Source organism: Methylobacterium mesophilicum SR1.6/6 (assembly GCF_000364445.2).
GTDB lineage: Bacteria > Pseudomonadota > Alphaproteobacteria > Rhizobiales > Beijerinckiaceae > Methylobacterium > Methylobacterium mesophilicum_A.
Genome location: NZ_CP043538.1, coordinates 550,597 through 572,857, shown reverse-complemented (window position 1 = coordinate 572,857; position 22,261 = coordinate 550,597). Strand labels below are relative to the sequence as shown.

Below are 22,261 nucleotides of genomic sequence, written 5' to 3'. Positions count from 1 at the left end.
CAGGACGCGCCTCAAATTCAATTTGACGGTAATAGTCAGCCTGGAGAAGCGTGATAGCGTCGGCTAACATCCTCGACGACGTCGCGCACGTTCAGCACCATGTAGAAGCGCGGCAGATTCTCCGGCGACGTCTGCCAGTCCATCTGCCACTCGCGCGCGTCGTCGAGGGCGAGCAGCGCGATCCGGTCCGGCATGAAATTCAGGTTCCCTGCCCAGGCCACGTAAGCTTTGGCGCATGCCAGGGAGGATTTGGCCAGGACCGTGCCGTGACCGCTGAGCTGCATCCCGAGAGAGCGCATCTCGCGGAGGATCGCGAGGTGCACGCAGTGTTAGAAATCGAAGCGGCGGTGCTCCCTGCCGTTGCCCGTTGCCGGCCTGACACTCGCACCACGTGTGGGAACGCTTCACAATAATTGCGGAGCATACAGGCGTAGATGCGCTGGGAGGAATTCGTAATGTCGATCAAAACCGGACGTACGGCTTTGCGCCCAATTGAGACATTCAGCTGGCCGCGACGGCATCCTGTAAGCGGACGCTACCGGTCAGATTCTGTGCCGCGCGATGGCTCATATGGGCGTCTCTGTCGTGTGGGCTAGCTGAAGGTCACTCTCAGCCGCACCGAAATCAGAGCGGGCGACAGCCCCAGCGCAAATGCGTATCCCCGCAACATCGCCGGCGCCTGTGCTCGGAACTGTCCCGACTACGTGCTGTTCCCCAATCGTGCAGTAGGTGGCTCCCTGAGGTGTATCGTGCGTGTTCGCGAGCCCGTCTCACGCCGTCTTCTGCTCCAGTCCGGAGCCGTTGCCGCCACGAGTACGTTGATCGGGAGCAGAGGAGCCGCAGGCTTGGAGACGACTTCCGACAGGCCCACCGACGCTCCGACCGGCCGTCGAACGAAGACCCTCGATCAAGATTACTTCAAGGGCATGTACGCGACTGAAGCGGATCCGTGGCGCTTCGCCACGAGCCCGTACGAGCGCGACAAGTACGCGGCGACGCTGGCTGCCCTGCCGCGCGCCCACTACGCATCCGCACTGGATATTGGCTGCTCGATCGGCGTGTTCACGCATCAGCTCTGCCCCCCGCTGCGACACGCTGATCGGCCTCGACGTGGTGCCGTCCGTTTTGGAGTCGGCTCGTGCGCGATGCGCCGATTGCCCGAATGCGCGCTTCATGCTGGCTGCCGTCCCTGGCGCTTGGTCAGTCGGACGGTTCGACCTTATCCTGATCTCGGAGGTGGCGTACTATCTTGATCGCGCTGATCTCGCGCGTCTGGTCGCACGTGTCGAAGCCGCTCTGCTACTTGAAGCCGATATCGTGCTGGTCCACTGGCTTGGGGTGACCCACTACCCACTCTCCGGCGATGAGGCGGCCGAGGGCTTCATCGCGGGTGCTCGGAACTTTGCGACGGTCGTGAAGCAGTCGAGGACGGCGGAGTATCGGCTCGACGTGCTACGCGGTAGCAAATCCGACGCCGGCTAGGGCTCGGTGCTCACATCGCGGGGACGTAGCCGTCAGGCTTTGCGCCGTGTCTGCACCGTCGCGACCGCGTACAACACGAGGCCGACCAGCATCATGAGCAAACCGGCAAGGGCCTGGAAGGGTCTCACCGCCACGAGATAGACCATCATGAATAGAGTCACCGCGAGGAAGATCAGCGGCGTGTACGGATAGCCCCAGGTCCGGCACGGTCGCGGCAGGTCGGGCCGCGTGATTCGGAGCTTGATCAGGCCGAGCACGGTCAAAAATGAGCAGGCGATCAGGCCGAACTGGACGAACTCAAGCACCGCCTCGAAACTCTGCGTCAGGAGCAGGAGGCTGGCGACGCCGCATTGGAGCAGGATTGCGGCGGTCGGTACGTCGTCGTGGGAGTGGCGCGCGAATATGCGCAGAGGCACGACATCCTCGCCCATCGCCACCGTCACGCGTGGACCGATCCACATCATCGCGCTGATCGTCGGGATCAGGCCGGCGCAGATCAGAATTCCTACGAGGCGACCACCCACCTCACCGAAGACATGCCGTCCTGCGATCAGGGCGATCTCGACTTGGCCGGCGAGTTCCGTCAGCGGCGTCGTGTAGAGGAACGCCGCGTTCAGCGCGATGTAGAGCACCAGCACAAAGCCCGTCCCGGCGAGCAACGCCCGCGGCAGGCTGCGCTGCGGATCGCGGAGCTCGCCGACGATGTACGTCGCGGCGTTCCAGCCTGAGTAGGCGTACATCACGAAGACGAGGCTGACCGCGAAGCCGGGGCTGACGATCTGCGTGAGGTCGTGGGCGCTGGGGACGAAGCTGATCGGCTGGCTACTGCCTCGGGCAAAGCCCACCCCGACAAAGCCGACGATCAGTGCGAGCTTCAGCAGCGTGAAGACGACCTGAAACACGCTGCTGTGGCGCAGGCCGCGCAGGTGAACGGCCGAGACCGTCCAGATCACTGCGAGGCCGAGCGGAAGTGCAGGAAACCCGGGCAGTACAGCCTCGGCGTACTGCCCGAACGCCATAGCCGCGAGCGCCACCGGCGCGGCGAACCCGACGGTGGCCGAGAGCCAGCCTGCCATGAACCCGACCGCCGGGCCGTACATGCGCGAGAGGAAGTTGTACTCGCCGCCGGAGCGGGGAAACATCGTGGCGAGCTCGGCGTAGCAGAGCGCCCCGCAGAGCGCGACGCCGCCACCGACGACCCACAGCAGCACCAGAGCGAAGCCGGATGTGATGTCCTTGGCTTGGAACCCCAAGCTGGTGAAGACCCCGACGCCGATCATGTCGGCCACCACGATGGCGGTTGCCGTCAGCGTCGAGACAGCCGGCAAGCTCCGGGAGGCCCTTGGTCGATCAACTATCACTACCACCTGCCGGGATCCGTGGCGCTCGTGACAAGCCGCATGAGGGCCAGCCAGTGCTGCGTCTGTGGGAAACCAGCTGAGCGGCGGCCGGGGAGCCGTCGATTAAGTCGCAGGCCGCGATGGCTCGCAAACCGGGAGACTGGACTATCGTATGGCAGCACCCGCGCGCCGACGCATGACCGCGCGAGCCCGACGCGAGTTGCGGCTCGTCGAGAGCCTACAAGGAATCGGCGCGCGCCCTTCCGGGTTGGGAGCGCCAACCGCGGCGCGGAGCCGGGCGCCTTCGAGCTCGCCCCCAGTGCGCAGGTGTATGAGCGCCGCAGCGCTGGATCCGATACGAAGGCGACACCGATGACAACGCAGGTTCTGCCGGACTTTCCGCCCGAGGCGTTCGCGAAGCCTGATTGTGCGCCAGACTCACTCTTCTACGCGCAACCGCGTTTCGTCACGCACATCGACGCCGCTGCGATCGCCGCCGTCACCGATCTGTACAGAACGGTCGTTCCCGAGGGCGGTATCGTCCTCGACCTCATGTCGAGCTGGGTCAGCCACCTCCCGGACGAGGTCGCCTACGCGCGCGTCATCGGCCACGGATTGAATGCAGCGGAACTCGCCGCCAACCCGCGGCTGACCCGACACTTCGTGCAGGATCTCAACGCGGAGACGAACCTGCCCCTCGAGACTGCGAGCATCGACGCCGCTTTGATGTGCGTCTCGGTGCAGTATCTGCAGCGACCAGGGGCCGTCCTGTCCGAGGTCGCGCGCGTGCTGCGTCCCGGCGCACCAGTGGTGATCAGCTTCTCCAACCGGTGCTTCCCGACCAAGGCGGTCGCCATCTGGAATGCTCTCGACGGCGCAGGGCATGCCCAGCTCGTCGGTCTGTACCTTCAACGCGCTGGCTTCGCCCGTATCGATGGCCGTGTCCTCAAACCCGAGGAAGGTCCCGGCGATCCCATGACGGCGGTGATCGGATGGACCGCTCCGAGCTGAGGCAGACCCGCATGGGTTGGTCCTGATGGACCGTCCGTACCGGTTCGGGTGCGTGGTCGCCCCGACGACGGTCCGACCGTCATGCGTCCGCGTCGGCGCCGGATTAGGCCGTTCCAGTGGGTGCGCGCGCCGGGAACCAGTTGCCGTGAAAGCCCGGCGGGATCCGGTGCCCGAGGCGAACCGTGGCGACGGGTGGAGCCTCGAACGTCCGCGCGTCGAGAACGGCGAACTCCGTCGTGTCGCGCGCGGTGTCGATGACGAAGCCGACGAGCCAGCCTTCGTCCTCATCGGCCTCGGTATGCGCCGGCACGAAGACGAACTCCCCGGGGATGCGGTCGGGACCGAATTCGTGGATGTGGCGCTCGCCAGTCTCCACGTCGTGCTTGTAGAGCTGCGTCGCACCGGCGAGCTGCGTGTTGCCGTCGGCCGGGACGCTCACCGTGTAAAGGTAGCGGTGGCGCTGCCCGAGCCGCCGCTCGTCGATGCGGGGGAACTCCTGCGCCGCGGGGTCGAGCACCCGCCGCTCGACGCGCGCTATCGTGGGATCGACCGTCCAGCGTTCGAGCCGACCCGGATCGTCGAGCCCGCCTCCGACGGCCGTGAATACCGTCGCGTAGGCGATCACGTCGAGGATCACCCGCCCGTCCGCGTCCTCGTAGGCGTTGGCGACGTGGAACACGAAGCAGGGATCGACATCGCACCAGAGGATGTCGGCGCCGTCGCCTTGCCGGGGGAGGAGACCCACACGGGCCCTGTGGTGGGCGTTCCATCGGAACGGGAAGCGGTAACCGGCGAGCAGGGCCCGGAACGAGAACGTGACGGGCAGATCGAGCACGATCACGAAGCGCGCCGTGAACGCGCAGTCATGGATGCAGGGGCCATGCGCGACCGGGATCGGCACGTCCCGCACGACCTGACCGGTCGGCGCGACGACAACATGGCGAACGCTGTCCCAGACGCGGCCGTCGTACGCGATGGCATGGGTCTCGCCGGTCTCTGGATCGCGATGCGGATGTCCACTGAACGAACCCGCCAGGGTGCCGTCGAACGGGTTGTAGCGCTGCGTCTCGAGGCTCCGCGCCAGTTCGACGGGGAAGCTGCCGGCCTCCACGACGGCGAAGACCCGGCCGCCGATCTCGACGACGTTGGTGTTGACGGTGTCGTTGCCGCCCCGCCGCGGCCCGGGCGCGGCGGGGCGCTTGAGCGCTGCGGCGGCCATGCGCGAATTGATCCAGCGGTTCCGGTACCACAGCGCCTTGCCGGCCTCGATCGCGAGGCCGTGCACCATGCCGTCGCCGAGGAACCAGTCGTGGCCCCGCGTCGCGGCGCGTGCGGGGTTGGCCCCCATCTTGAGGTAAAGGCCATTGAGGCCGAGCGGGATCGACCCAGCGACGGGCAGGTGCTCCAGCGTCAGCTCCGCGCGCATCGGTTTGTGCACGCCTACCACGAAGGGATTGTCCGTCCCCGGCAGGCGCAGCCGGTTACAGGCCGCCCACAGGCCGACGCCGGCTTCGGCAGCGGCGCGGATGGCCGCCTGGATTCGGTTCGGCATCGGCAGCGGTTCTCCGATCAGCGAGCGGGCCGAGCCGTCATCCCGGCGGGCAGGCCCCCGTTCCCGGCCGTGGACGGCGGGTGCGCTGGCCGTGAGCTTACGACGGGACGGTCAACCGTGCGTGGCATCGCGCAGCGATCCGACGCGTCCGCGGTATCACCCGGCGGATCCGGGATCGGCGATGCGCAGGAACCGGGGTCTCTCATGGCGATTGGCTTGCCGAGCCGGCGTTCACGCTGGCCGGGAGGATGACATGTCCGAGGATACCGAAAAGCACCGGGCTTTGCTTAGTGCCCTCAGGGCCGCACAGGGAAAGGGCGACGGCTCCTTCGAGCAGGCTGTCACGGAGGCCTTCCAGCACGTCTTCGAACATCTCGGACGCCTGAACGATCACGTCTCCCTGGGCGGCCCGGATGGGGGAGACCCTCACCTGAAACCTGGCGAGTCGCCGACCCTGCGATAGGGGCGGGATGACTCGTCTGGGTAGACCGGGCAGTCCGGTGAGGCGGTCGCGACGATCGCGCTGTCGACGAGGCTGGCCGGCGGACGGTTGGCCTACGCGGCCTGTAGAAGCCGGGAGCCTGTTTGGTCAGCTGACGCGCACGCGCACCCGGTGCCAGCAGGTGCACAGGTAGCCCTTGTGATTCCAGACGTGGTCGGGCAGCGCCGGCTGGGTCTGGCCGGCTGAGTCCCAGGCCCGGACGGCGAGGTCGTGCTCCCCCGGCGGCAAGTCGAGCTCGGCGGTCCAGAAGGTCCAGGCGAACGGCGCTTCGGGCTCGTGCTCGCGAGCTGCCTGGATTCAGGTCCGCCCGCCATCCCCTGAGACATCGACGCGGATGACGGCCCGGTCACCCGCAACCGCGTAGCCCCGGACCTGGCACGCCCCAACCCTGAGAACGGCGCCGCGCGTGGGCTCACAGATTGCGGCGCTCAGCGGCATCGCGTCGATGGTGTGCCCCGAACCGGACCGGCGGTTGATTGGCCCCCACGGGGTGGTCCGGGTTCAAAGTTAGTGCAGGGTCGGCCTCTGCTCCACGGGTAGTTTGGCCCAGCCGGTCGGGTGAGCGCACCCGGCCAAGCGGATGAGGCGGGCACGAACACCTCCGGGGCTGGCGGGCGGTAGCCGAGCGAAGCGTGCGGGTGCACACCGTTGTAGTGTCGTCGCCAACTTTCGATCACGATCTGCGCCTCCTTGTGCGTGTAGAAGATCTCGCCGTTCAGAAATTCATCTCTCAGGCGAGCGTTGAAGCTCTCGACGTAGCCGTTCTCCCACGGTGATCCGGGAGCGATGTAGGCTGTTTGGGCGCCGACGCCGGTGATCCAGGCCTGCACCGACTTGGCGACGAACTCTGGTCCGTTGTCCGAGCGGATGTGGCGGGGCACACCGCGCAGGATGAACAAGTCGGACAGCACGTCGATGACGTCCGCCGCCTTGAGCTTGCGCGCGACCCGGATCGCCAAGCACTAGCGCGTAGAGTCATCGACCACGTTGAGCATCCGGAACCGGCGCCCCTCGTGCGTGCGCGCCTCGACGAAGTCGTAAGACCAGACGTGATCGCGGTGCTCCGCCCGCAATCGCAGGGACGATCCATCCCAGTCCCAGATGCGGCCGCGCGTGGGCTGTCGAGCCGGGACCTTCAGCCCCTCGCGTCGCCAGATCCGATCGACCCGCTTGTCGTTGACTAGCCAGCCGGCCGCCTTCAGCAAGGCGCTGATCTTCCGATAGCCGTAGCGGCCATACCGCTCCGCCAGCTCGACGAGATCGGCTGTCAGCGCGGCCTCGTCGTTTCTCCCCGCGGCGCCTTGCGCTGTGTCGAGCGATGCTATCCGAGCTGCCCGGCAGGCCCGGCGCTCGGACACCTTCATCATCTGCACGAAGTGCTCGACACACGCTCGTCGGCGCGCGGGGCTTAGAAGTTTCCTCGAGCCGCATCCTGCAGGATCAGCTTGTCCAGCGTCAGATCGGCAATCGCCTTGCGCAGCCGCTGGTTCTCGACCTCCAGATCTTTCACCCGCCGGACCTGATCCGCCTTCAGGCCGCCGAACTCCTTGCGCCAGCGATAGTACGTTACCTCGGTCACACCGAGGGAGCGGATCACATCGGCCACGCTCTGGCCCTTCGCGATCAACACGTCCGCCTGCCGCAGCTCGGCGATCACATCCTCCGTCTTGTGCCGCTTCGCTCCCATCTGTCCGTCTTCACCCTGGCCCGCAGGCCATACCTCAGGACGGACAACTTCGATGCGGACGGATCAGTCCGGCATGACTGCAAGTTTTTCGGTTTTGTGAGACCCTGACGGGAGGAGCAGAGTGGTGAAGAAGAGCAGGTTCACCGAGGAGCAGATCGCCATCGCGCTGAAGTAGGCCGAGACCTGCACGCCAGTCGCTGAGGTGCTGCGCCGGATGGGCATTTCCGAGCAGACGTGTCTCACGCTGGAAGAAGCTCTACGGCGGCTTGGGCACAGGCGAGCTAAGGCGGCTGAAGCAGCTTGAGGACGAGAACCGCAAGCTCAAGCAACTCGTGGCCGATCTGAGCCTCGACAAGCACATCTTGCAGGACGTGTTCGCAAAAGAGCTCTGACGCCTGCTCGGCGACGCGAACTCGTGCACCAGGTTCATGAGGCACACGGGGTGAGTGAGCGGCGCGGTTGCGCTGCGCTCGGCGTCGGCCGGTCGGGCGTCCGCTACCGCTTGACCAAGCCCGATCAGGCGCCACTGCGGCTGCGCATCTGCGATCTGGCCAAGAGCCGGGCGCGCTACGGTAACGTTCGGATCGACATCCTGCTGCGCCGGAAAGGTTGGCGGGTGAACCACAGGAGGGTCCACCGCCTCTACAGGGATGAGGGCCTCAGCCTGTGGCTCAGTATGCCCCGCCGGCACGTCAGTGCGGCAGTCCGTGAGCGTCAGTCTGCCGCGCTCCGGCCGAACGAACGCGGGTCGATGGACATCGTCTCCGACGCGCTGTTCGATAGCCTCATCGCTTCACGAGAGGACAGCGTGAGGCCGAAAGCGGCTGAAACGCCTGATCGCCCGCTATTGTCGCGACCCGCTTGTACAAGTCCCACTCGCCTTTGGACTCGGTGGGCGTCTTTACTTGGAACAGGTACATGTCGTGGACCATGCGGCCATCTTCGCGGATGCGTCCGTCATGCGCGTAGAAGTCATTGACCGGCGTTTCACGCATCGCCTTCATCACGGCTTCAGTGGCGTCTGTCCCACTCGCCTTCACAGCCTTCAGGTAGTGCGTCACCGCCGAATAGACGCCTGCCTGAGACATGTTCGGCATCCGGCCGGTCCGCTCGTGAAAGCGTTTGGCGAACGCCCGCGTTCCATCGTCGAGATCCCAATAGAAGCCGGAAGTAAGCAGCATCCCCTGTGTTGCCGAAAGGCCGAGGCTATGAACGTCGTTGATGTAGGCGAGCAGCGCCGCAAGTCGCTGCACGCCGCCCGTGAGGCCAAACTCAGCGGCCTGTTTGATGGCGTTGGTGGTGTCGCGACCTGCATTGGCAAGGCCGATCACCTTGGCGCCGGAGGCCTGCGCCTGCAGCAAGAATGAAGAGAAGTCGGCTGTGTTGAGCGGCGCTCGCACCTCACCGAGCACTCTGCCTCCGTTAGCCTGGATCACCGTTGCCGCGTCTCGAGCGAGCTCCTGTCCGAACGTGTAATCAGCCGCGATGAAGAACCAAGAGGTCCCACCGGCCTTCACCGTGGCAAGTCCTGTGGCTCCGGCGAGTGCGTAAGTGTCGTAAGCATAGTGTATGGTCACCGGCGTGCAGGCCTCGTTGTTCAGCCGCACGGCGCCGGGTCCGTTAAACACTGCAATCCGGTTTTTGGCTCTTGCGATTTCGGCCACCGCCAGAGCGGGGGCGGACGCGGCCACGTCGAGGATTGCGTCCACGCGGCCGGTGTCGAACCATTCCCGAGCAGTCGCGGCAGCGATGTCGGCCTTGTTTTGGTGATCAGCCACAACCACTTCGATCGGTACGCCGAGCACGGTTTTGCCGAAATCCTCCACCGCCATCGTTGCGGCCGCGGCGCTGCCTGGTCCAGTCACATCGGCATAGACGCCGGACATGTCGAGGATTAGCCCGACCCGAACTGTGCCGTCTGAGACTGTGGTTGGCGCCTGCGCGGAAGCGCATCCGGACCAAGCTGCGGCCAGCATGGCCGCTAAGAGCGTCTTCCTCACCGTGGCCGCCTTTGATCGAGGCTTGTCTGATCGGCCCGATCGATCGGGCCACGTTTAGGCTAACCGACGGCGATCGACACGGTTAGGTCGCGGTGTGACGTGCGACTTCGAATGAAAGCATCCGGTTCTTGGCAGGGGCACCAGCCGCACTAATCTAAAACCGCGTTCCACCCGTGCTGGTTTCTTGCCGTGTCAGCCTCGTGAACGGATTGGGGCCGATCCGCTGGAGTCGGCGAGAAGGCCCAAGCGCGTGGTCATTGGACCTCTCTACATCCACGACATGTCAGGCCGCTTCCTTCCGGGGCTCGCCCAAATGGGCAGCGATCAACTCGGCCTTGGTGGGCCCGGCCCGCTCGTTGCGAACTTGTCAGGTCCCGACCGGCCCGTGTTCGCCGAGGCAGCCCGATGCGGCGAGCAGTATCTCGAGCGCGGGCGCTAGGCGAACGAAGACGGCGATCCTCTGAGTTCCAATGGGCGCAGTCTGCCGCGCGCCCGCCGCGTCGTGGACAAGCTTTTTCGACAACGATGTAGGCGGGCTCTCCTGTGCGGCGAGTGCAAGGCACAGGGTTGTTTCGTCCCGATCCGTCGCGCGCACCGCTACTTATCTCCCATCGGCGGCTCGCCGAGTCTGGCCGCGAAACACTTCCGACGCGCCGGCGGGCTCCGGGTCGGCGCGGTTGTCGACCGTCAGGAAGACCCGGTCGAGCGTGCGAAAGCTCGCGCCGCTCAGCCCGCGCACTCCTGGGACTAACCGCCAGCGTTCTGCGACGCTGCGCCTTGAACTGCGCTGCGGCGCATGATTGACGCCGGGTGGTGCTGATGATGTCATCATCTTAAAGGCACCGGGAGGCATGAATGAGCCCAGTCCAGTCGCGTCGACGCTGGCTGCAACTCCTGCTGGGTCTGATCGTCATGATGACGATCTCGAGCCCACAATACGTCTGGACGCTGTTCGTCAAACCCTTCCAGGCGAGCACCGGTGCTTCGCTCGCCGCCGTGCAGGTCACCTTCACGCTGGTGATCGTGCTGCAGACCTTCTTCTCGCCGGTGCAAGGCTATCTGATCGACCGGTTTAGTCCAAAACTGATGATCGCCCTCGGTACCGCCCTGAGCGGGCTCGGTTGGGTCGCGGCCTCGCGAGCCGAGAGCTTGCTGGCCTTATACGCCACCTATGGTCTGCTCTGCGGACTTGGCACCGGCATCGTCTATGTCGGCATCGTCTGCCTGATGGTGCGCTGGTTCCCGGACCGTCGGGGCTTCGCCACCGGCATCGTGGCGGCCGGCTACGGCATGGGTGCGATGGTCACCACCTTCCCGATCACCGACATGATCGCATCCACCGACTTCCGGCACACGCTTCTGGTCTTCGGATGCATTCTCGGCGCGATCGGGGTGCTCGCCGCCCTCGGCCTACGCGCGCCGCAGGCTGGCGAGGTGCCCGTCATCGACCCGGCCAGAACTGCGAGCGCGGCAGCCGACACTGCACCGAGGGCGATGCTGCGCACGCCTTTGTTTTGGTTGATGTTCGTCATGATGACGATGATGTCGACGGGCGGCTTGATGGTCACGGCCAACTTCGCGAACTTCGCCCGCGAGTTCGGAGTTGCCGACGCGCTCGTGTTCGGCTTTGCGGCGCTGCCCTTCGCGCTGACGTTCGACCGCATCACCAACGGCCTGACGCGACCCTTCTTCGGCTGGGTGTCGGACCATATCGGCCGGGAGAACACGATGGCGATCGCGTTCGCGCTTGAGGCGGTCGCGATCGGCCTGTTGCTCTACAATCGGCAGAACGCTTACGCGTTCGCACTCCTGTCGGGCGTTGTGTTCTTCGCCTGGGGCGAGATCTTCTCGCTGTTCCCCTCGATCCTGACGGACACCTTCGGGACGAAGCACGCCACCACAAACTACGGCTTCCTCTACATGGCACAAGGCGTCGGCTCGCTCCTTGGCGGTCCTGTCGCGGCGCTGATCCACGACGCGGCCGGCAACTGGGTGCCGGTTTTCTCGATCGCGATTATCCTCGACCTGATCACCGCCGTTCTCGCCTACTTCGTCCTGAAACCCATGCGGCGCGGCTGGCTCGGACGGGAGCGGGCGCCTCAGCCCCCTCTTGGGGGTGCCGCGACTGTTTAAGAGAACGAGCACCATTTGTCTCAAAAGCCGACATTCGGCAGCGCCCACCCCGGCCATTCAATTGCGCGGTACGGCGTCCCATAAGCAGACGCTAACAGTGCTTGCTGACCTCTGCCGACAATACTCGCGTGAGCGTGTCCATCTGCAGCGGCTTCTCGCAATGCTGAATGTGTGCGTAGCGCGCGGGGATCACCGCGCTGTCGTAGCCAGTGGCAAAGATGAACGGCACGCCGCGTGCAGTCAGGGCGTCCGCCACCGGAAAGACCGTGACGTCGCGCAGATTGATGTCGAGCACGGCCGCGTCGATCTCAGAACCGGCCTCGATCAACGCCAAGGCTTTGTCGATGCTCGCCACCGGTCCGAGGATCTCCGCGCCGTCCCTCGACAACATCCGGCGCATCTCGTCGGCGATGAAGTAATCATCCTCAACCAAGAGCACCTTTCGGCCCGGTAGCGCGTCGGGATCATGGCTCGATGTGCCCATCATCTGTCCCTCGGAACGGGGTCTCAGGCCAAAGGAAGCTCGATCAGACAACGCACCTCGGCCTCGCCGAGTTCGTAGCGCGTCGTGGCGTCGAGAGCATACGGCAGTGCGTTCTCGATCAACTCGCGTCCGTAGCCGTTCCTCAGGTTCGCGCTTCCCCGCGCAGACTGTCTCTCGATGCCGGTCTCGACCCATTCGAGCGTGAGTTGTGGGCCCTGCCCATCGCTCTCGTGCGTCCACCATGTCACGCTGAGCTGGCCGTGAGCGTTGGAGAGCGCGCCGTACTTGCGCGCGTTGGTGGCCAGCTCGTGGAGGGCGAGCGCCAACGTTTGCACCGCCGCCTTACGGATGCGAACGTCGGGCCCGGTCAGCACGACACGGTTCTGCAAGTTTGCGGCGAGGGCATCAAGTTCGGTCTGGATCAGCGCCCCCAGGGTGATCGGCTCTTCGCCTGCGCGCGACAGCAGCCCCTGCACGCGCGAGAGCGCGGCCAACCGCTCGTTGAACGCGGAACTGAACGCCTCCAGCGTGTCGCTCATCGCCACAGTCTGCTGCGCGATCGAGTGCACCACGCCGAGCAGGTTCCGGGTACGGTGCTGCAGTTCGGCGACCAGAACGTGCTGCTGCTCCTGCATCCGGCGCAGATCGTCGATGTCGGTCGAGGTGCCGAGCCACTCCACCACCTCCCCGCGCTCGCCATGCACCGGCATCGCGCGCGTTTGAAACCACCGGTAGCCGCCGTCGGCGCCGCGACGCAGGCGGCCTTCCATCTGCAGCAGCCCGGTCCGCGTGGCTTCGCGCCAAGCCTCGACGGCCGGTGCGCGGTCATCGGGATGCAGAGCATCGAGCCAGCCGTGGCTCCGGCTCTGCGCCTCGCTCTGACCGGTATAGGCGGACCATTGCGGGCTCGCCCAGGTCCAGTGTCCATCCTCGGCCGCCCGCCAGACCAATTGCGGAATGCCCTCCACCAGGGCGAGGAGCCGGCGCTCGCTCGCGCGCTGACGCTCCTCGGCACGCTTGCGCTCCGTGATGTCGACGAACGTGATCACCACGCCGGCGATGAAGTTGTCGACGCTGCGGTAGGGCAGCACCCGAACGAGGTACTGCGCGCCCGTCGTGGAATTGGTGATCTCACGCTCGACCACGCTCAGGGTGCGCAGCACGCGCCGGGCGTCATCCTGCAGTTCCTCATAGGCGATCCGCGCCTTGATGTGGCCGATCGGCCGGCCCGAGTCGCTCTCGATGAGGTGGAAGATCTCGGTTACGGCGGGGGTGTGATTGGTGATCCGCAGCTCGTTGTCGAGGAAGATCGTCGCGATCTGCGTGCTCTCCAGAAAGTTCTTCAGGTCGCTGTTGGCCCGTCCCAACTCCTGAACCCGGTGGCCGAGCTCGCCGTTGACCGTGGTCAGCTCCTCGTTGACGGATTGCTGCTCCTCCTTGGAGGTTTGCAGCTCCTCGTTGGTCGATTGGAGCTCCTCGTTGAGCGACTGGTACTCCTCGTTCGAGGATTTCAGCTCCTCGTTGGTGCTCTCCAACTCCTCGATGGTGGCCTGCAAGCGCTCGCGCGTGACCCCCAGTTCGGCTTCAAGGCGCCGGGTGTGTTCGAGCCCAGCCGAGGCGTCTGCGTCTTCGGCGCGCTTGGCGGCCGATACCAGACCATCCTTGAACAGCACGAAGTAGCCGCGCGCGTCCGGGTCGTCGCGCATGGGTTCGACCACGAGGTCGACCGACAGGCGCGTCCCGTTCTGGCCGACCTGCAAGCCGTCGACCTGCACAGTCTGAGCGGTCTCATCGGCTTTGGTGAGCGCCGCGCGCAGGTCGAGCTGCAGATCCGGATGAGCGAGCTGCAGCAGGTTCAGGCTGGCGGCGCCGCCGGCCGGGTCGATGTAGCGCCCGGTCCGTCCGGAGAAGTGCAGGACGTTGTACGAGGCGTCGGTGATCACGTAGGCGGGCGCGTAACGCTCTGCCAACCGTTCAGCACGGCGGGTGAGCGTCGCCCCGTTCGGTCGCGCGCGCTCCTCGGCGAGGACGGGGGTCCCAATCCGGCTGCCAGACGTCACGAACGGGAAATCCGGCAGGATGCGCGTGCCGGTCTCCCGACGGCGGAAGATGCGCGAGCGGCTGTCGATCGGCGCGAACAGGTCGGTGTGGCGGGAGACGTTCTCGGAATTGCCGAGGAACAAGATGCTGTCCGGCTTGAGGGCGAAGTGAAAAAGCGGGATCACCCGTCCCTGCAGCTCGGCGTCGAGATAGATCAGCAGGTTGCGGCACGAGATCAGGTCGAGCCGCGAGAACGGCGGGTCCTTGATGATCGAGTGCTGCGAGAAGATGCACATCTCGCGCAGCTCCTTCACTAGGCAATAGGTGTTGCCCTCCTTCACGAACCAGCGGGCCAGCCGCTCGGGCGACATCGCGTCGCTGATCGTGTTCGCGAAGCGGGCAGCGCGCGCCGAGGCCAACGCTCGTCCGTCGAGGTCGGTCGCGAAGATCTGGACCTGGGGCACGACGTCGAGGGTGGCCATGTGCTCGCGCAGCAGGATCGCCAGCGAGTAGGCTTCCTCGCCGGTCGAGCAGCCGATCACCCAGATCCGAACCTGATCGTCCCGCGTCTTGCCGGCGAACAGTTTCGGTATCACCTCGTGTTCGAGGAGCTCGAACTCCTTCGGATCGCGGAAGAACTGCGTGACGCCGATCAGGAGGTCGTTGAAGAGCTCCTGCGCCTCCTCGGGGTGCTCACGCAGCGCGTCGACGTACTCGTCGACGTGCGCCAGCGAGAGGACCTGCATCCGGCGCTGGACCCGGCGCAGGAAGGTGCCGGGCTTGTAGCCGTGGAAGTCGTGGCCGGTCCTGTTGCGGAGCGCTCCTGCGATCGCTTGCAGCGCGGCCTTGGATGCATCAGGGGCGACGTCGCCTTGAGCGGCCAGTTGGTGCGTGGCGGTCGAGACCCGTTCGACGAGAGCGTCGAGCGGTAGGATGGCATCGGCCAGCGCTGCCGGACTGTCGCTGGAAGCGAGCTCGCCGGCCCTGGTCTCGTCGGTCTCCTCGGCGAGCGTCAGGCCACCCGACTCCTTGACGACCTTGAAGCCGAGTGTCCCGTCTCCGCCCGTGCCCGCAAAGGCGACGGCGATGCTGCGCCCGTCCTCGTCGTGGGCGAGCGAGACCAGAAAGCTGTCGATGACACCCCGGCATCCGATCTCATCCGCCGGCCGGGTACGGAAGCGCCCCTTCTCGACGCTCACGACGAGATCGGCGCCGATCAGGTAGACGCGTCCACCTTCGATCACAGCGTCGTTCAGAACTTCCGTCAGATCGATTCCGGTCGCTGCCAGCGACTGCCGAAACCCAGCCTCGTCGAGGGCGTCCCTATGCTGGAGGACGATGATGACCGCTACGCTGTCGAGGCGCGGCAAATGGGTGAGGACGTGCTGCAGCGATGCGGTGCTCGCCGCCGACGCGCTCAGGGCCACGAAGGCGCTCGTCCTCGACGGGTTCACTTCGGCCTGTGGCATGCTGGATCGCCGTGATGCGAAGCGCTGTAGAAGCGGCGGTACCGCCCGAAGCGCCTCGTGGAGACAGTAACGGGTCCTCGTACCACGGCGATGCCTCCAGGGTGATCGGGGCGATACGCCTTAATCTTCCTGTGCGCCTTCGCTTCCGGACGGCTCGGGCTCGGGGAAGGACAGCAGGACCGCCCGGCGGATCGTCTCGGCGTAATCCCGGTACTCGGCTGCGCGCTCGTCGTACATGTCGGCGACCGCGGGACGTCCGGAGTTCCGCCCGTCCCGCGCCATGCGGGCGACGAGTTCGGCCCGCTCCTCGATGATGCGCAGCGCGACCCGCAGGGCCTCGTCGACCGCGTTCTCCTGCTGCTTGGCGACCACCTCGGCGGTGAAGGCGTGACCGACTTGGCAGCGATAGCGCAGCGGCTTGGCATCGCGGATCGTGGACAGGACGCCGCTGCAGTGCGGGCACGTCAGCGGTGCGGGATCGGCGAGGCGGCGCAGCACATCGCTGTCGATTCGCTCGCCAGCGGCGATGTCGATCTCCAAGCGGATCTCGGGTGGGACCGGCAGGCGCGGTCCGGCGGGCTCGTGTACGAGTTCGGACAGGATGTCGCCGAGGCGCGCGCTCGGCACGGCGAGATCGACGGTGACCGCCGCCATCCCGCTGAGCGGCATCTCGTCGGCGATCGCGTCCGTTGGGTCCTGCACGATCGCCATGCCGCCGCAGCGCTTGATCGCCTCCAACCCCGCCGCACCGTCGTTGAGCAGGCCGCTGAGCAACACACCGATGACGCGGGGGCCATAGGCCGCCGCTGCGGAGCGGAACAGCGGATCGATCGATGGGCGGGCCATGTTCTCGCGGGGGCCGCGGCCGAGCCGCATCTGTCCGTCACGGATGATCAGATGATGGTCGGGCACGCCGAGATAGACGTTGCCGGGCGCGATCGCCATGCCGTCGCGCGCGGCGTGGACCGGCAGCCGGCCGGCCGCGGCGGTGACGGTGGCAAGCAGGCCGAGGCTGCGGGCCGGGATGTGCACCACGACGAAGACAGCCGCCGCCAAGTCTCCGGGAAGCGCGCTGAGGATCGCTTTGAGCGGGGCGGTCGAGCCCGACGATCCGCCGATGACGATGATGTCGCGATTGGTCATCGGCGCTCTCCGTCGGGCAAGAAGCATCGCATCGAGCGCAGTGCATCCGCGCACCGTTCGTTCGGAAACAGGTTCGTGAGGGATGAACGCACCGGAGCGGCTCTAGTCACGATCATCACCTGCACCGTGTGCCGCCGCCGGTTCGACGAGGCGTCCGATCCAGGTGGCCAATGGGATGAGCAGGGTGCAGCGCAGCCCATCCGGCTCGTAAGTGAGTGCCGATCGGGCATCGATCTCGTAGGCCAGCATGTCCTCCAGGAGCGCCGTGCCGAAGCCGCGCTGTGCGGGCTTCGTCACCCCGGTGCCGCCCTCCTCTTTCCACGTCAGGACGAGAGTCGGCTCAGGACTGCTCGGCTCGACCCTCCAGGACACCGTCACGCGCCCTTGCGGCAGAGCCAGAAACCCGTGTTCGACGCCGTTGCTGGTCAGCTCGTGCACTGCCAGCGCCAGGACCAGCGCAGCCTTCGGCCTGAGCCGCACATGTGGACCGTCGATCGTGGCTCGCTCACCCTCGCGCACGAGGTGGAACAGCAACTCGTCCGAGATCAGCGTGTGCAGGTTCGCCTCGCCGAACGCATCCGTGGTGGCCTGTATGCGCGTCAATGCGTGCAGGCGGCCGTCGAGGTGGGCGGCGTAAGCCTCGACATCCCCGGCGCTCTCGGCCGAACGACGCACGATCGTGCGCAGCATCGCCATCGTATTGCGCACGCCGTGGCGCAGGCTGTCCGGCATCCCGGCCTCGTCGAGAAGTCGACGCAGACGGGCGTTGTCGGCGCGCAGGGCTGCGAGTTGCCCGGCCACGTCATCAGGATCCGTCATGCCGGGCCCTCTTCGAGAACTAGACGTCATTACCAATCGACAGCGAGCCCACGGTTCGCGCTGGGAACGGAGCCGAGGGATAATCAACCGTGAGGTGCAGGTAGGCCCGATCGAAGTGCCCGAGCTGGGCCAGCGCCGTTGGATCATGGATGGTCAGGCTACGCCTGCGCAATGTGATCAGTCCCGCCGAGCGCATCTCTTGGAGCGTGCGATTGATGTGCACGCTGGTCTGACCCATCGCGTCGGCGAGGTCGTTCTGGGTGATCGGCATCGGGCAGGTGTTGTCGTCCGCGAGGCCGACGGCCGCCAATCTCGCGTGCAGTTCGCAGAACAGGTGAGCGAGCCGCTCGATGCCGGTGCGACAGCCGAGGCTGACGGTCCACTCGCGCTGAACCGCAGCGGTAGCCAGCACTTCACGGTGAACGGCTAGGTCGAGCTGCGGGCTGCGAGCCGTCATCGCCTGCATGGCTGCGCCAGAGATCTGCCCGAGGAGGACCGGCGTGATTGCACTGATCGTGTGATCCATCTCCTTGAGAAGGAAGACGTGCGGGTCGCACAGGTCGCCCGGGAGGAGGAACGCGACGATCTGGCGCCGCCCATCGAGGAGCTGCCGATAGCGGCAGGCCCAGCCATCGAGGATGACATTGACAGCGCGTGGGTCGTCGCCCTCGTGGATGATGTCGGTGCGCGCGGCGATCTGGCGTCCCGGACCGAGCACATCGCTCAGCCACAGCTTATCGGCATCCGAGAGGGGTATGTAGCGCTGCAGCTTGCGGGCGCGCGGGTTCGGCATGGGTGCTTTTCCGCGGCGATGAAGAAATTCACGTATGTCAACGGCAGAACTGCGCACTCACTTAGATCAGGATCAAGGCCGCAAATTATTCGCTGCTGTATTAGCGGTGCGCGGAAAAACTGCTGCTTGATTCAAGCTGGAGAAACGCGTCGTCCGGACGTGAAGATCCGCAGGGTCAGCTTCTTGTCGGTTGTGAACGTCCATGTCGTGTCGCACGACCGGCTGCTTGCCGCTTGACTGCGCGAGGACGCCGACATTCCTTTTTTGCCCGCACCATTGGGCTTGTTGCAATTTCTGATGGGCGAAGTTGGGTGAAATTCTACCGGCGCGCTTCTGGAAGGCATAAGCATTGAAGCAGATATAGCCGCAGGCTCCGCTTCCGACTCGACTGAGAAGCCGGGAACGTGTGGCCGCAGACTGCTTGGAACTTTAAGAGCCTACGATGGTACAGGGCGGCATGACTCAGCGGCATTCCGTCGACCCGAATGCCAACTTTCAGTTGTATAAAAGTTGACCACCTCACGTGTTTAGCCGAGAGTGGCGGCCGTGGTGACGACATGCTTGATGACGACGTTGCCTTTGTGAAGCTTCGCGCATCGGTCGACGAGACCCTGGCAAGAGCTCGACGGTTGCGGACTGAAAGCTTGCTGCTGCAACAAAAATTGCAAGAAACGATTGTCTATTTCAGGGCCGTGCAGGATCATGTATGTGCGACGGTCGATATGGTACGCGCTAATCTATCACCCTTCCGCTCTGAAAGCGGTGAGCAGCCTTCATCCGCGTCGCCGATCCCGTACGCCTATCGCTCCCGGTACTCGCATGCATCGGGTGTGGCCTTGAAGAAATGACCAATGACATGATCACTGCCTAAAGGACCGCGATGACCGTCTGTGACGACGCGTTCCAAGCGATGCCATCTGAGGCGTTGATGCAGATCGGCCAGCATATTGAAAACATACCGGTGAGGTCAGTGCGCCTGCGCCATTCCGTGAGCCCGGCCGATCTCGACGAAGCCCTGTGCCAAGCCGGGTTCGTCACCGTGCGGAAGACGAAGCGCATCAGCCTGGAGCCGAGCGGGACGACCACAGTCCGGCGGGCACGCTGAGGCGGGCTCAGGAGCGCGTGAGGCGGCTTAGGACGTCGGCGAGTGACAGGGTAAACAGGATCGCCGACCAGAACAGACCGCAGGCCGCCGTCAGTTGGATGAGGGCACTCGCGCTGTCCAGCCGCATGAACAGCAGGGCGACGAGCAAGGCCTGCGTGGCGGCGATGCCGAAGCCCACCGCTACAGTCCAGCTACCCAGCGGCGCGTAGGCGAGGGCGCAACTGACCGCCAGCAGAGCCATCAGGCCGAGCCAGCCCGGCAGCACCCGGCGCCACACGGCGCCCGCGGAGACGGGGGCGCTCATCCGGCGCGCCCCACAAGGTAAAGGGCCGGATAGAGGAACAGCCAGACCATGTCGACGAACCCCCAGTAGAGCATCGTCACCTCGATCTGCGGGTTCCCGGGAACGCGATCCGGATGGCGCCAGCCGATCACGATCAGCCGCGCCACGAGGCCGATGCCGATGGCGAGGTGGATCCCGTGGATGCCGGTCGAGAGCCAGTAGAAGCCGAAGAACAGCTGCGCGGACGGCTCCGGTAGCTTGAAGCCCGCCCCGGGCACGAGATGCCCGGCGATGTCCTCGCGGTACTCCAGGCCCTTCACCGCCAGGAAGGCGAGGCCGAGCAGCGCCGTCGCCACGAGGCACCAGAGGGTCATCCGGCTCAAGGCGGCGTGCTCCGAGGCCCGGGAGGCGGCCGCCGCGGTCAGGCCACTCGTGAGCAGGAGCGCGGTGTTCACCGTGCCGTAGACGATGTTGGTCTCGCGGGCGGCCGCCGCGAAGGCCTCCGCATGCTCGGCCCGAACGGCAGCGTAGAACAGGAACAGCGCCCCGAAGAACAGCACCTCGCTGGCGATGAAGATCCAGATGCCGAAGGTCGCGCCAAAGCGCTGGTCGGACAGCGCCTCCGCCTCCGGGAGTCTCAGGCCGTCCCAGGGCTCCCGCAGCAGTGCCTTGGGGGCGACGGAAGGGTCGCTCATGTGAGCGAGCCTTGCGACGGGATGCGCGGCTGGTCGTGCAGCGGCTCCGCGCCCTCCGGATGGTAGTTGTAGGGCTTGCCGAGCACGGCGGGACGGCCGAAGAAATTGTCCCGCGGCGGCGGCGAGGTCGTGCGCCATTCGAGGCCGGAGGCGTTCCAGGGGTCGTTCACCGCCCGCTCCCCGAAGACCAGCGACCACGTGAGATAGCCGAGCGGCATCAGGTAGGCCGCCGCCAGAACCGCCGCGCCCGAGGAGGAGAGCACGTTCCAGACCTGGAACTCCGGCGGATAGACGTGGTAGCGCCGCGGCATGCCGAGATAGCCCGCGATGAATTGCGGGAAGAAGGTCAGGTTGAAGCCGAAGAACATCAGCACCGCGGCGAACTTGGCCCAGGTCTCCGGATACATGCGGCCGGTGAATTTCGGCCACCAGAAGTGCAGGCCGGCGAAGTAGGCCGATACAGTCGCGCCGACCATGATGTAGTGGAAATGCGCGACGACGAAGTAGGTGTCCTGCACGTGGACGTCGATCGGGATCGAAGCGAGGAACAGCCCGGTCAGGCCGCCCACGGTGAACAAGCCGATATAGCCCAGCACGTAGAGCATCGGCGATTCGAACCCGACCTGCCCGCGGTAGAGCGTGGCGGTCCAGTTGAACACCTTGATGGCCGAGGGCACGGCGACCACGAAGGACAGGAACGAGAAGATCAGGGCCGCGTAGGGCGACATCCCCGAGGTGAACATGTGGTGGCCCCAGGTGAAGAAGCCGATCACCGCGATCGCCACCAGGGCGTAGACCATGAAGTCGTAGCCGAAGATCCGCCGCCGCGCGAAGCAGGTGATCACCTCCGAGACGATGCCCATGCCGGGCAGGAGCATGATGTAGACGGCCGGGTGCGAGTAGAACCAGAACAGGTGCTGGAACAGGATCGGGTCGCCGCCCTTCGCCGGATCGAAGATCGGCAGACCGAGGGATCGCTCGGCCACAACGAGGAGGATCGTCAGCGCCAGGACGGGCGTCGCGAGCACGAAGATGATGCTCGTCGTGTACATGGCCCAGACGAAGAGCGGCAGGCGGAACCAAGTCATCCCGGGCGCCCGCAGCAGATGCGTGGTAGCGATGAAGTTCACCCCCGTGGCGATGGTCGAGAAGCCGGAGACGAAGACCCCGAGCACGCCGATGGTGACGGCGGTGTTGGAGAAGGTGGTGGAGTAGGGGACGTAGAAGGTCCAGCCGGTGTCGATGCCGCCGGCCAGCACCGCGGCCGTGGTGATCAGGCCGCCGAGGACGTTGAGGTACCAGCTTGCGAGGTTGAGCTTGGGGAAGGCGAGGTCCCGGGCGCCGATCATCAGCGGCAATAAAAAATTGCCGAAGGTGGTGGGGATCGACGGGATCAGGAAGAACCACACCATGATCACGCCGTGGAGCGTGAACAGCTTGTTGTAGGTGTCTGCGCCGACGAGGTCGGCCTGCGGGGTGAACAGCTCCAGCCGCACCAGGGTGGCGGCCGCGCCGCCGATGAAGAAGAAGGCCGTCACCGACAGGGCGTAGAGGATCGCGATGCGCTTGTGGTCGGTGGAGGTCAGCCACGATCCGAGCGTGCTGCCGGCCGCGAGGTAGCTCTCGGGCAGGCCGAGGGCGAGTTCGTCCGGGTCGGCGAGGCTCGCCGGGCTTTCGGCGACGCGCGTGCTCATGCGGGCACTCCGGGTCTGAGGGGCTCGGC

At 65.7% G+C, this 22,261-nt stretch carries 17 protein-coding genes and 4 pseudogenes; 7 read left to right on the top strand and 14 right to left on the bottom strand.

Annotation, left to right across the window (positions count from 1 at the left end; all coding sequences use genetic code 11):
• Window positions 1-35 precede the first annotated feature (35 nt).
• A complete protein-coding gene (locus tag MMSR116_RS02670; protein ID WP_039893138.1) occupies window positions 36-323 on the bottom strand; it encodes a hypothetical protein in 288 nt (95 codons plus the stop codon).
• A gap of 603 nt (window positions 324-926) precedes the next feature.
• Here MMSR116_RS02670 and MMSR116_RS02665 point away from each other — a divergent pair.
• A pseudogene (locus tag MMSR116_RS02665) lies at window positions 927-1,482 on the top strand (SAM-dependent methyltransferase).
• Between the two features lie 32 nt (window positions 1,483-1,514).
• On the opposite strand, the gene MMSR116_RS02660 reads toward MMSR116_RS02665, so the two are convergent.
• Window positions 1,515-2,840 carry an APC family permease gene (locus MMSR116_RS02660; protein ID WP_039893195.1) on the bottom strand — a complete coding sequence of 442 codons (1,326 nt, stop codon included), beginning with the start codon at window positions 2,838-2,840 and terminating at the stop codon, window positions 1,515-1,517.
• 354 nt (window positions 2,841-3,194) lie between these two features.
• Between MMSR116_RS02660 and MMSR116_RS02655 the strand changes: the two genes are divergently transcribed.
• A complete protein-coding gene (locus tag MMSR116_RS02655) occupies window positions 3,195-3,833 on the top strand; it encodes a class I SAM-dependent methyltransferase (RefSeq protein ID WP_010683882.1) in 639 nt (212 codons plus the stop codon).
• A 103-nt stretch (window positions 3,834-3,936) separates the two neighbouring features.
• On the opposite strand, the gene MMSR116_RS02650 is transcribed toward MMSR116_RS02655, so the two are convergent.
• Window positions 3,937-5,385: a carotenoid oxygenase family protein gene (locus MMSR116_RS02650; protein ID WP_010683883.1), complete on the bottom strand. Its 1,449-nt coding sequence runs from the start codon at window positions 5,383-5,385 to the stop codon at window positions 3,937-3,939.
• Window positions 5,386-5,638: 253 nt separating this feature from the next.
• On the opposite strand from MMSR116_RS02650, the gene MMSR116_RS31680 reads away from it, so the two are divergent.
• Window positions 5,639-5,848, top strand: a complete 210-nt coding sequence (locus MMSR116_RS31680) for a hypothetical protein (RefSeq protein WP_039893141.1) — start codon at window positions 5,639-5,641, stop codon at window positions 5,846-5,848.
• A 126-nt stretch (window positions 5,849-5,974) separates the two neighbouring features.
• On the opposite strand, the pseudogene MMSR116_RS02640 reads toward MMSR116_RS31680, so the two are convergent.
• Together MMSR116_RS02640 and MMSR116_RS02635 are read right to left on the bottom strand one after the other, a co-directional pair.
• Window positions 5,975-6,325: pseudogene (locus MMSR116_RS02640) on the bottom strand (hypothetical protein).
• A gap of 69 nt (window positions 6,326-6,394) precedes the next feature.
• Window positions 6,395-7,574: pseudogene (locus MMSR116_RS02635) on the bottom strand (IS3 family transposase).
• A gap of 124 nt (window positions 7,575-7,698) precedes the next feature.
• On the opposite strand from MMSR116_RS02635, the pseudogene MMSR116_RS02630 reads away from it, so the two are divergent.
• Window positions 7,699-8,355: pseudogene (locus tag MMSR116_RS02630) on the top strand (transposase); the annotation flags it as partial.
• 4 nt (window positions 8,356-8,359) lie between these two features.
• On the opposite strand, the gene MMSR116_RS02625 reads toward MMSR116_RS02630, so the two are convergent.
• Window positions 8,360-9,550, bottom strand: a complete 1,191-nt coding sequence (locus tag MMSR116_RS02625) for an ABC transporter substrate-binding protein (RefSeq protein WP_010683886.1) — start codon at window positions 9,548-9,550, stop codon at window positions 8,360-8,362.
• 879 nt (window positions 9,551-10,429) lie between these two features.
• On the opposite strand from MMSR116_RS02625, the gene oxlT reads away from it, so the two are divergent.
• Window positions 10,430-11,707, top strand: coding sequence for an oxalate/formate MFS antiporter (gene oxlT, locus MMSR116_RS02620; protein ID WP_010683888.1), 1,278 nt, complete (start codon window positions 10,430-10,432; stop codon window positions 11,705-11,707).
• A gap of 91 nt (window positions 11,708-11,798) precedes the next feature.
• Here oxlT and MMSR116_RS02615 read toward each other — a convergent pair whose 3' ends face one another.
• The 5 genes from MMSR116_RS02615 to MMSR116_RS02595 all read right to left on the bottom strand — a co-directional run bounded on the left by MMSR116_RS02615 (window position 11,799) and on the right by MMSR116_RS02595 (window position 18,455).
• Entirely contained in the window at window positions 11,799-12,191 is a 393-nt protein-coding gene (locus MMSR116_RS02615) for a response regulator (RefSeq protein WP_010683889.1), read from the bottom strand.
• Between the two features lie 23 nt (window positions 12,192-12,214).
• The gene (locus tag MMSR116_RS02610; protein ID WP_051072174.1) at window positions 12,215-15,700 is read right to left on the bottom strand and encodes a CheR family methyltransferase; all 3,486 of its coding nucleotides are present in this window, start codon (window positions 15,698-15,700) and stop codon (window positions 12,215-12,217) included.
• A 120-nt stretch (window positions 15,701-15,820) separates the two neighbouring features.
• The gene (locus MMSR116_RS02605) at window positions 15,821-16,843 is read right to left on the bottom strand and encodes a chemotaxis protein CheB (protein ID WP_010683891.1); all 1,023 of its coding nucleotides are present in this window, start codon (window positions 16,841-16,843) and stop codon (window positions 15,821-15,823) included.
• Between the two features lie 102 nt (window positions 16,844-16,945).
• Window positions 16,946-17,662: an HWE histidine kinase domain-containing protein gene (locus tag MMSR116_RS02600; RefSeq protein ID WP_010683892.1), complete on the bottom strand. Its 717-nt coding sequence runs from the start codon at window positions 17,660-17,662 to the stop codon at window positions 16,946-16,948.
• Between the two features lie 19 nt (window positions 17,663-17,681).
• Window positions 17,682-18,455: a Crp/Fnr family transcriptional regulator gene (locus tag MMSR116_RS02595; protein ID WP_010683893.1), complete on the bottom strand. Its 774-nt coding sequence runs from the start codon at window positions 18,453-18,455 to the stop codon at window positions 17,682-17,684.
• 557 nt (window positions 18,456-19,012) lie between these two features.
• Here MMSR116_RS02595 and MMSR116_RS02590 point away from each other — a divergent pair.
• Window positions 19,013-19,303, top strand: coding sequence for a hypothetical protein (locus tag MMSR116_RS02590; protein ID WP_158168500.1), 291 nt, complete (start codon window positions 19,013-19,015; stop codon window positions 19,301-19,303).
• Window positions 19,304-19,335: 32 nt separating this feature from the next.
• Window positions 19,336-19,560 carry a hypothetical protein gene (locus MMSR116_RS02585; RefSeq protein WP_010683894.1) on the top strand — a complete coding sequence of 75 codons (225 nt, stop codon included), beginning with the start codon at window positions 19,336-19,338 and terminating at the stop codon, window positions 19,558-19,560.
• A 7-nt stretch (window positions 19,561-19,567) separates the two neighbouring features.
• On the opposite strand, the gene MMSR116_RS02580 is transcribed toward MMSR116_RS02585, so the two are convergent.
• From MMSR116_RS02580 to ctaD, 3 genes are read right to left on the bottom strand one after another with little or no spacing between them, the layout of a single operon-like run.
• Window positions 19,568-19,864 carry a cytochrome C oxidase subunit IV family protein gene (locus MMSR116_RS02580; RefSeq protein WP_010683895.1) on the bottom strand — a complete coding sequence of 99 codons (297 nt, stop codon included), beginning with the start codon at window positions 19,862-19,864 and terminating at the stop codon, window positions 19,568-19,570.
• A complete protein-coding gene (locus MMSR116_RS02575; RefSeq protein ID WP_010683896.1) occupies window positions 19,861-20,538 on the bottom strand; it encodes a cytochrome c oxidase subunit 3 in 678 nt (225 codons plus the stop codon). The genes MMSR116_RS02580 and MMSR116_RS02575 overlap by 4 nt, the downstream gene beginning before the upstream one ends.
• A complete protein-coding gene (ctaD, locus tag MMSR116_RS02570) occupies window positions 20,535-22,232 on the bottom strand; it encodes a cytochrome c oxidase subunit I (protein WP_010683897.1) in 1,698 nt (565 codons plus the stop codon). The genes MMSR116_RS02575 and ctaD overlap by 4 nt, the downstream gene beginning before the upstream one ends.
• Between the last annotated feature and the right edge of the window lie 29 nt (window positions 22,233-22,261).

Excerpts from the sequence above, each read along its gene's own strand:
- ctaD (WP_010683897.1), bottom strand. The coding sequence starts at position 22,232 with ATGAGCACGCGCGTCGCCGAAAGCCCGGCGAGCCTCGCCGACCCGGAC.
- MMSR116_RS02650 (WP_010683883.1), bottom strand. The coding sequence starts at position 5,385 with ATGCCGAACCGAATCCAGGCGGCCATCCGCGCCGCTGCCGAAGCCGGC.
- MMSR116_RS02590 (WP_158168500.1), top strand. The coding sequence starts at position 19,013 with ATGCTTGATGACGACGTTGCCTTTGTGAAGCTTCGCGCATCGGTCGAC.
- MMSR116_RS02575 (WP_010683896.1), bottom strand. The coding sequence starts at position 20,538 with ATGAGCGACCCTTCCGTCGCCCCCAAGGCACTGCTGCGGGAGCCCTGG.
- MMSR116_RS02655 (WP_010683882.1), top strand. The coding sequence starts at position 3,195 with ATGACAACGCAGGTTCTGCCGGACTTTCCGCCCGAGGCGTTCGCGAAG.
- MMSR116_RS02615 (WP_010683889.1), bottom strand. The coding sequence starts at position 12,191 with ATGGGCACATCGAGCCATGATCCCGACGCGCTACCGGGCCGAAAGGTG.
- MMSR116_RS02595 (WP_010683893.1), bottom strand. The coding sequence starts at position 18,455 with ATGCCGAACCCGCGCGCCCGCAAGCTGCAGCGCTACATACCCCTCTCG.
- MMSR116_RS02600 (WP_010683892.1), bottom strand. The coding sequence starts at position 17,662 with ATGACGGATCCTGATGACGTGGCCGGGCAACTCGCAGCCCTGCGCGCC.
- oxlT (WP_010683888.1), top strand. The coding sequence starts at position 10,430 with ATGAGCCCAGTCCAGTCGCGTCGACGCTGGCTGCAACTCCTGCTGGGT.
- MMSR116_RS02610 (WP_051072174.1), bottom strand. The coding sequence starts at position 15,700 with ATGCCACAGGCCGAAGTGAACCCGTCGAGGACGAGCGCCTTCGTGGCC.
- MMSR116_RS02625 (WP_010683886.1), bottom strand. The coding sequence starts at position 9,550 with ATGCTGGCCGCAGCTTGGTCCGGATGCGCTTCCGCGCAGGCGCCAACC.
- MMSR116_RS02605 (WP_010683891.1), bottom strand. The coding sequence starts at position 16,843 with ATGACCAATCGCGACATCATCGTCATCGGCGGATCGTCGGGCTCGACC.
- MMSR116_RS02580 (WP_010683895.1), bottom strand. The coding sequence starts at position 19,864 with ATGAGCGCCCCCGTCTCCGCGGGCGCCGTGTGGCGCCGGGTGCTGCCG.
- MMSR116_RS02585 (WP_010683894.1), top strand. The coding sequence starts at position 19,336 with ATGACCGTCTGTGACGACGCGTTCCAAGCGATGCCATCTGAGGCGTTG.
- MMSR116_RS31680 (WP_039893141.1), top strand. The coding sequence starts at position 5,639 with ATGTCCGAGGATACCGAAAAGCACCGGGCTTTGCTTAGTGCCCTCAGG.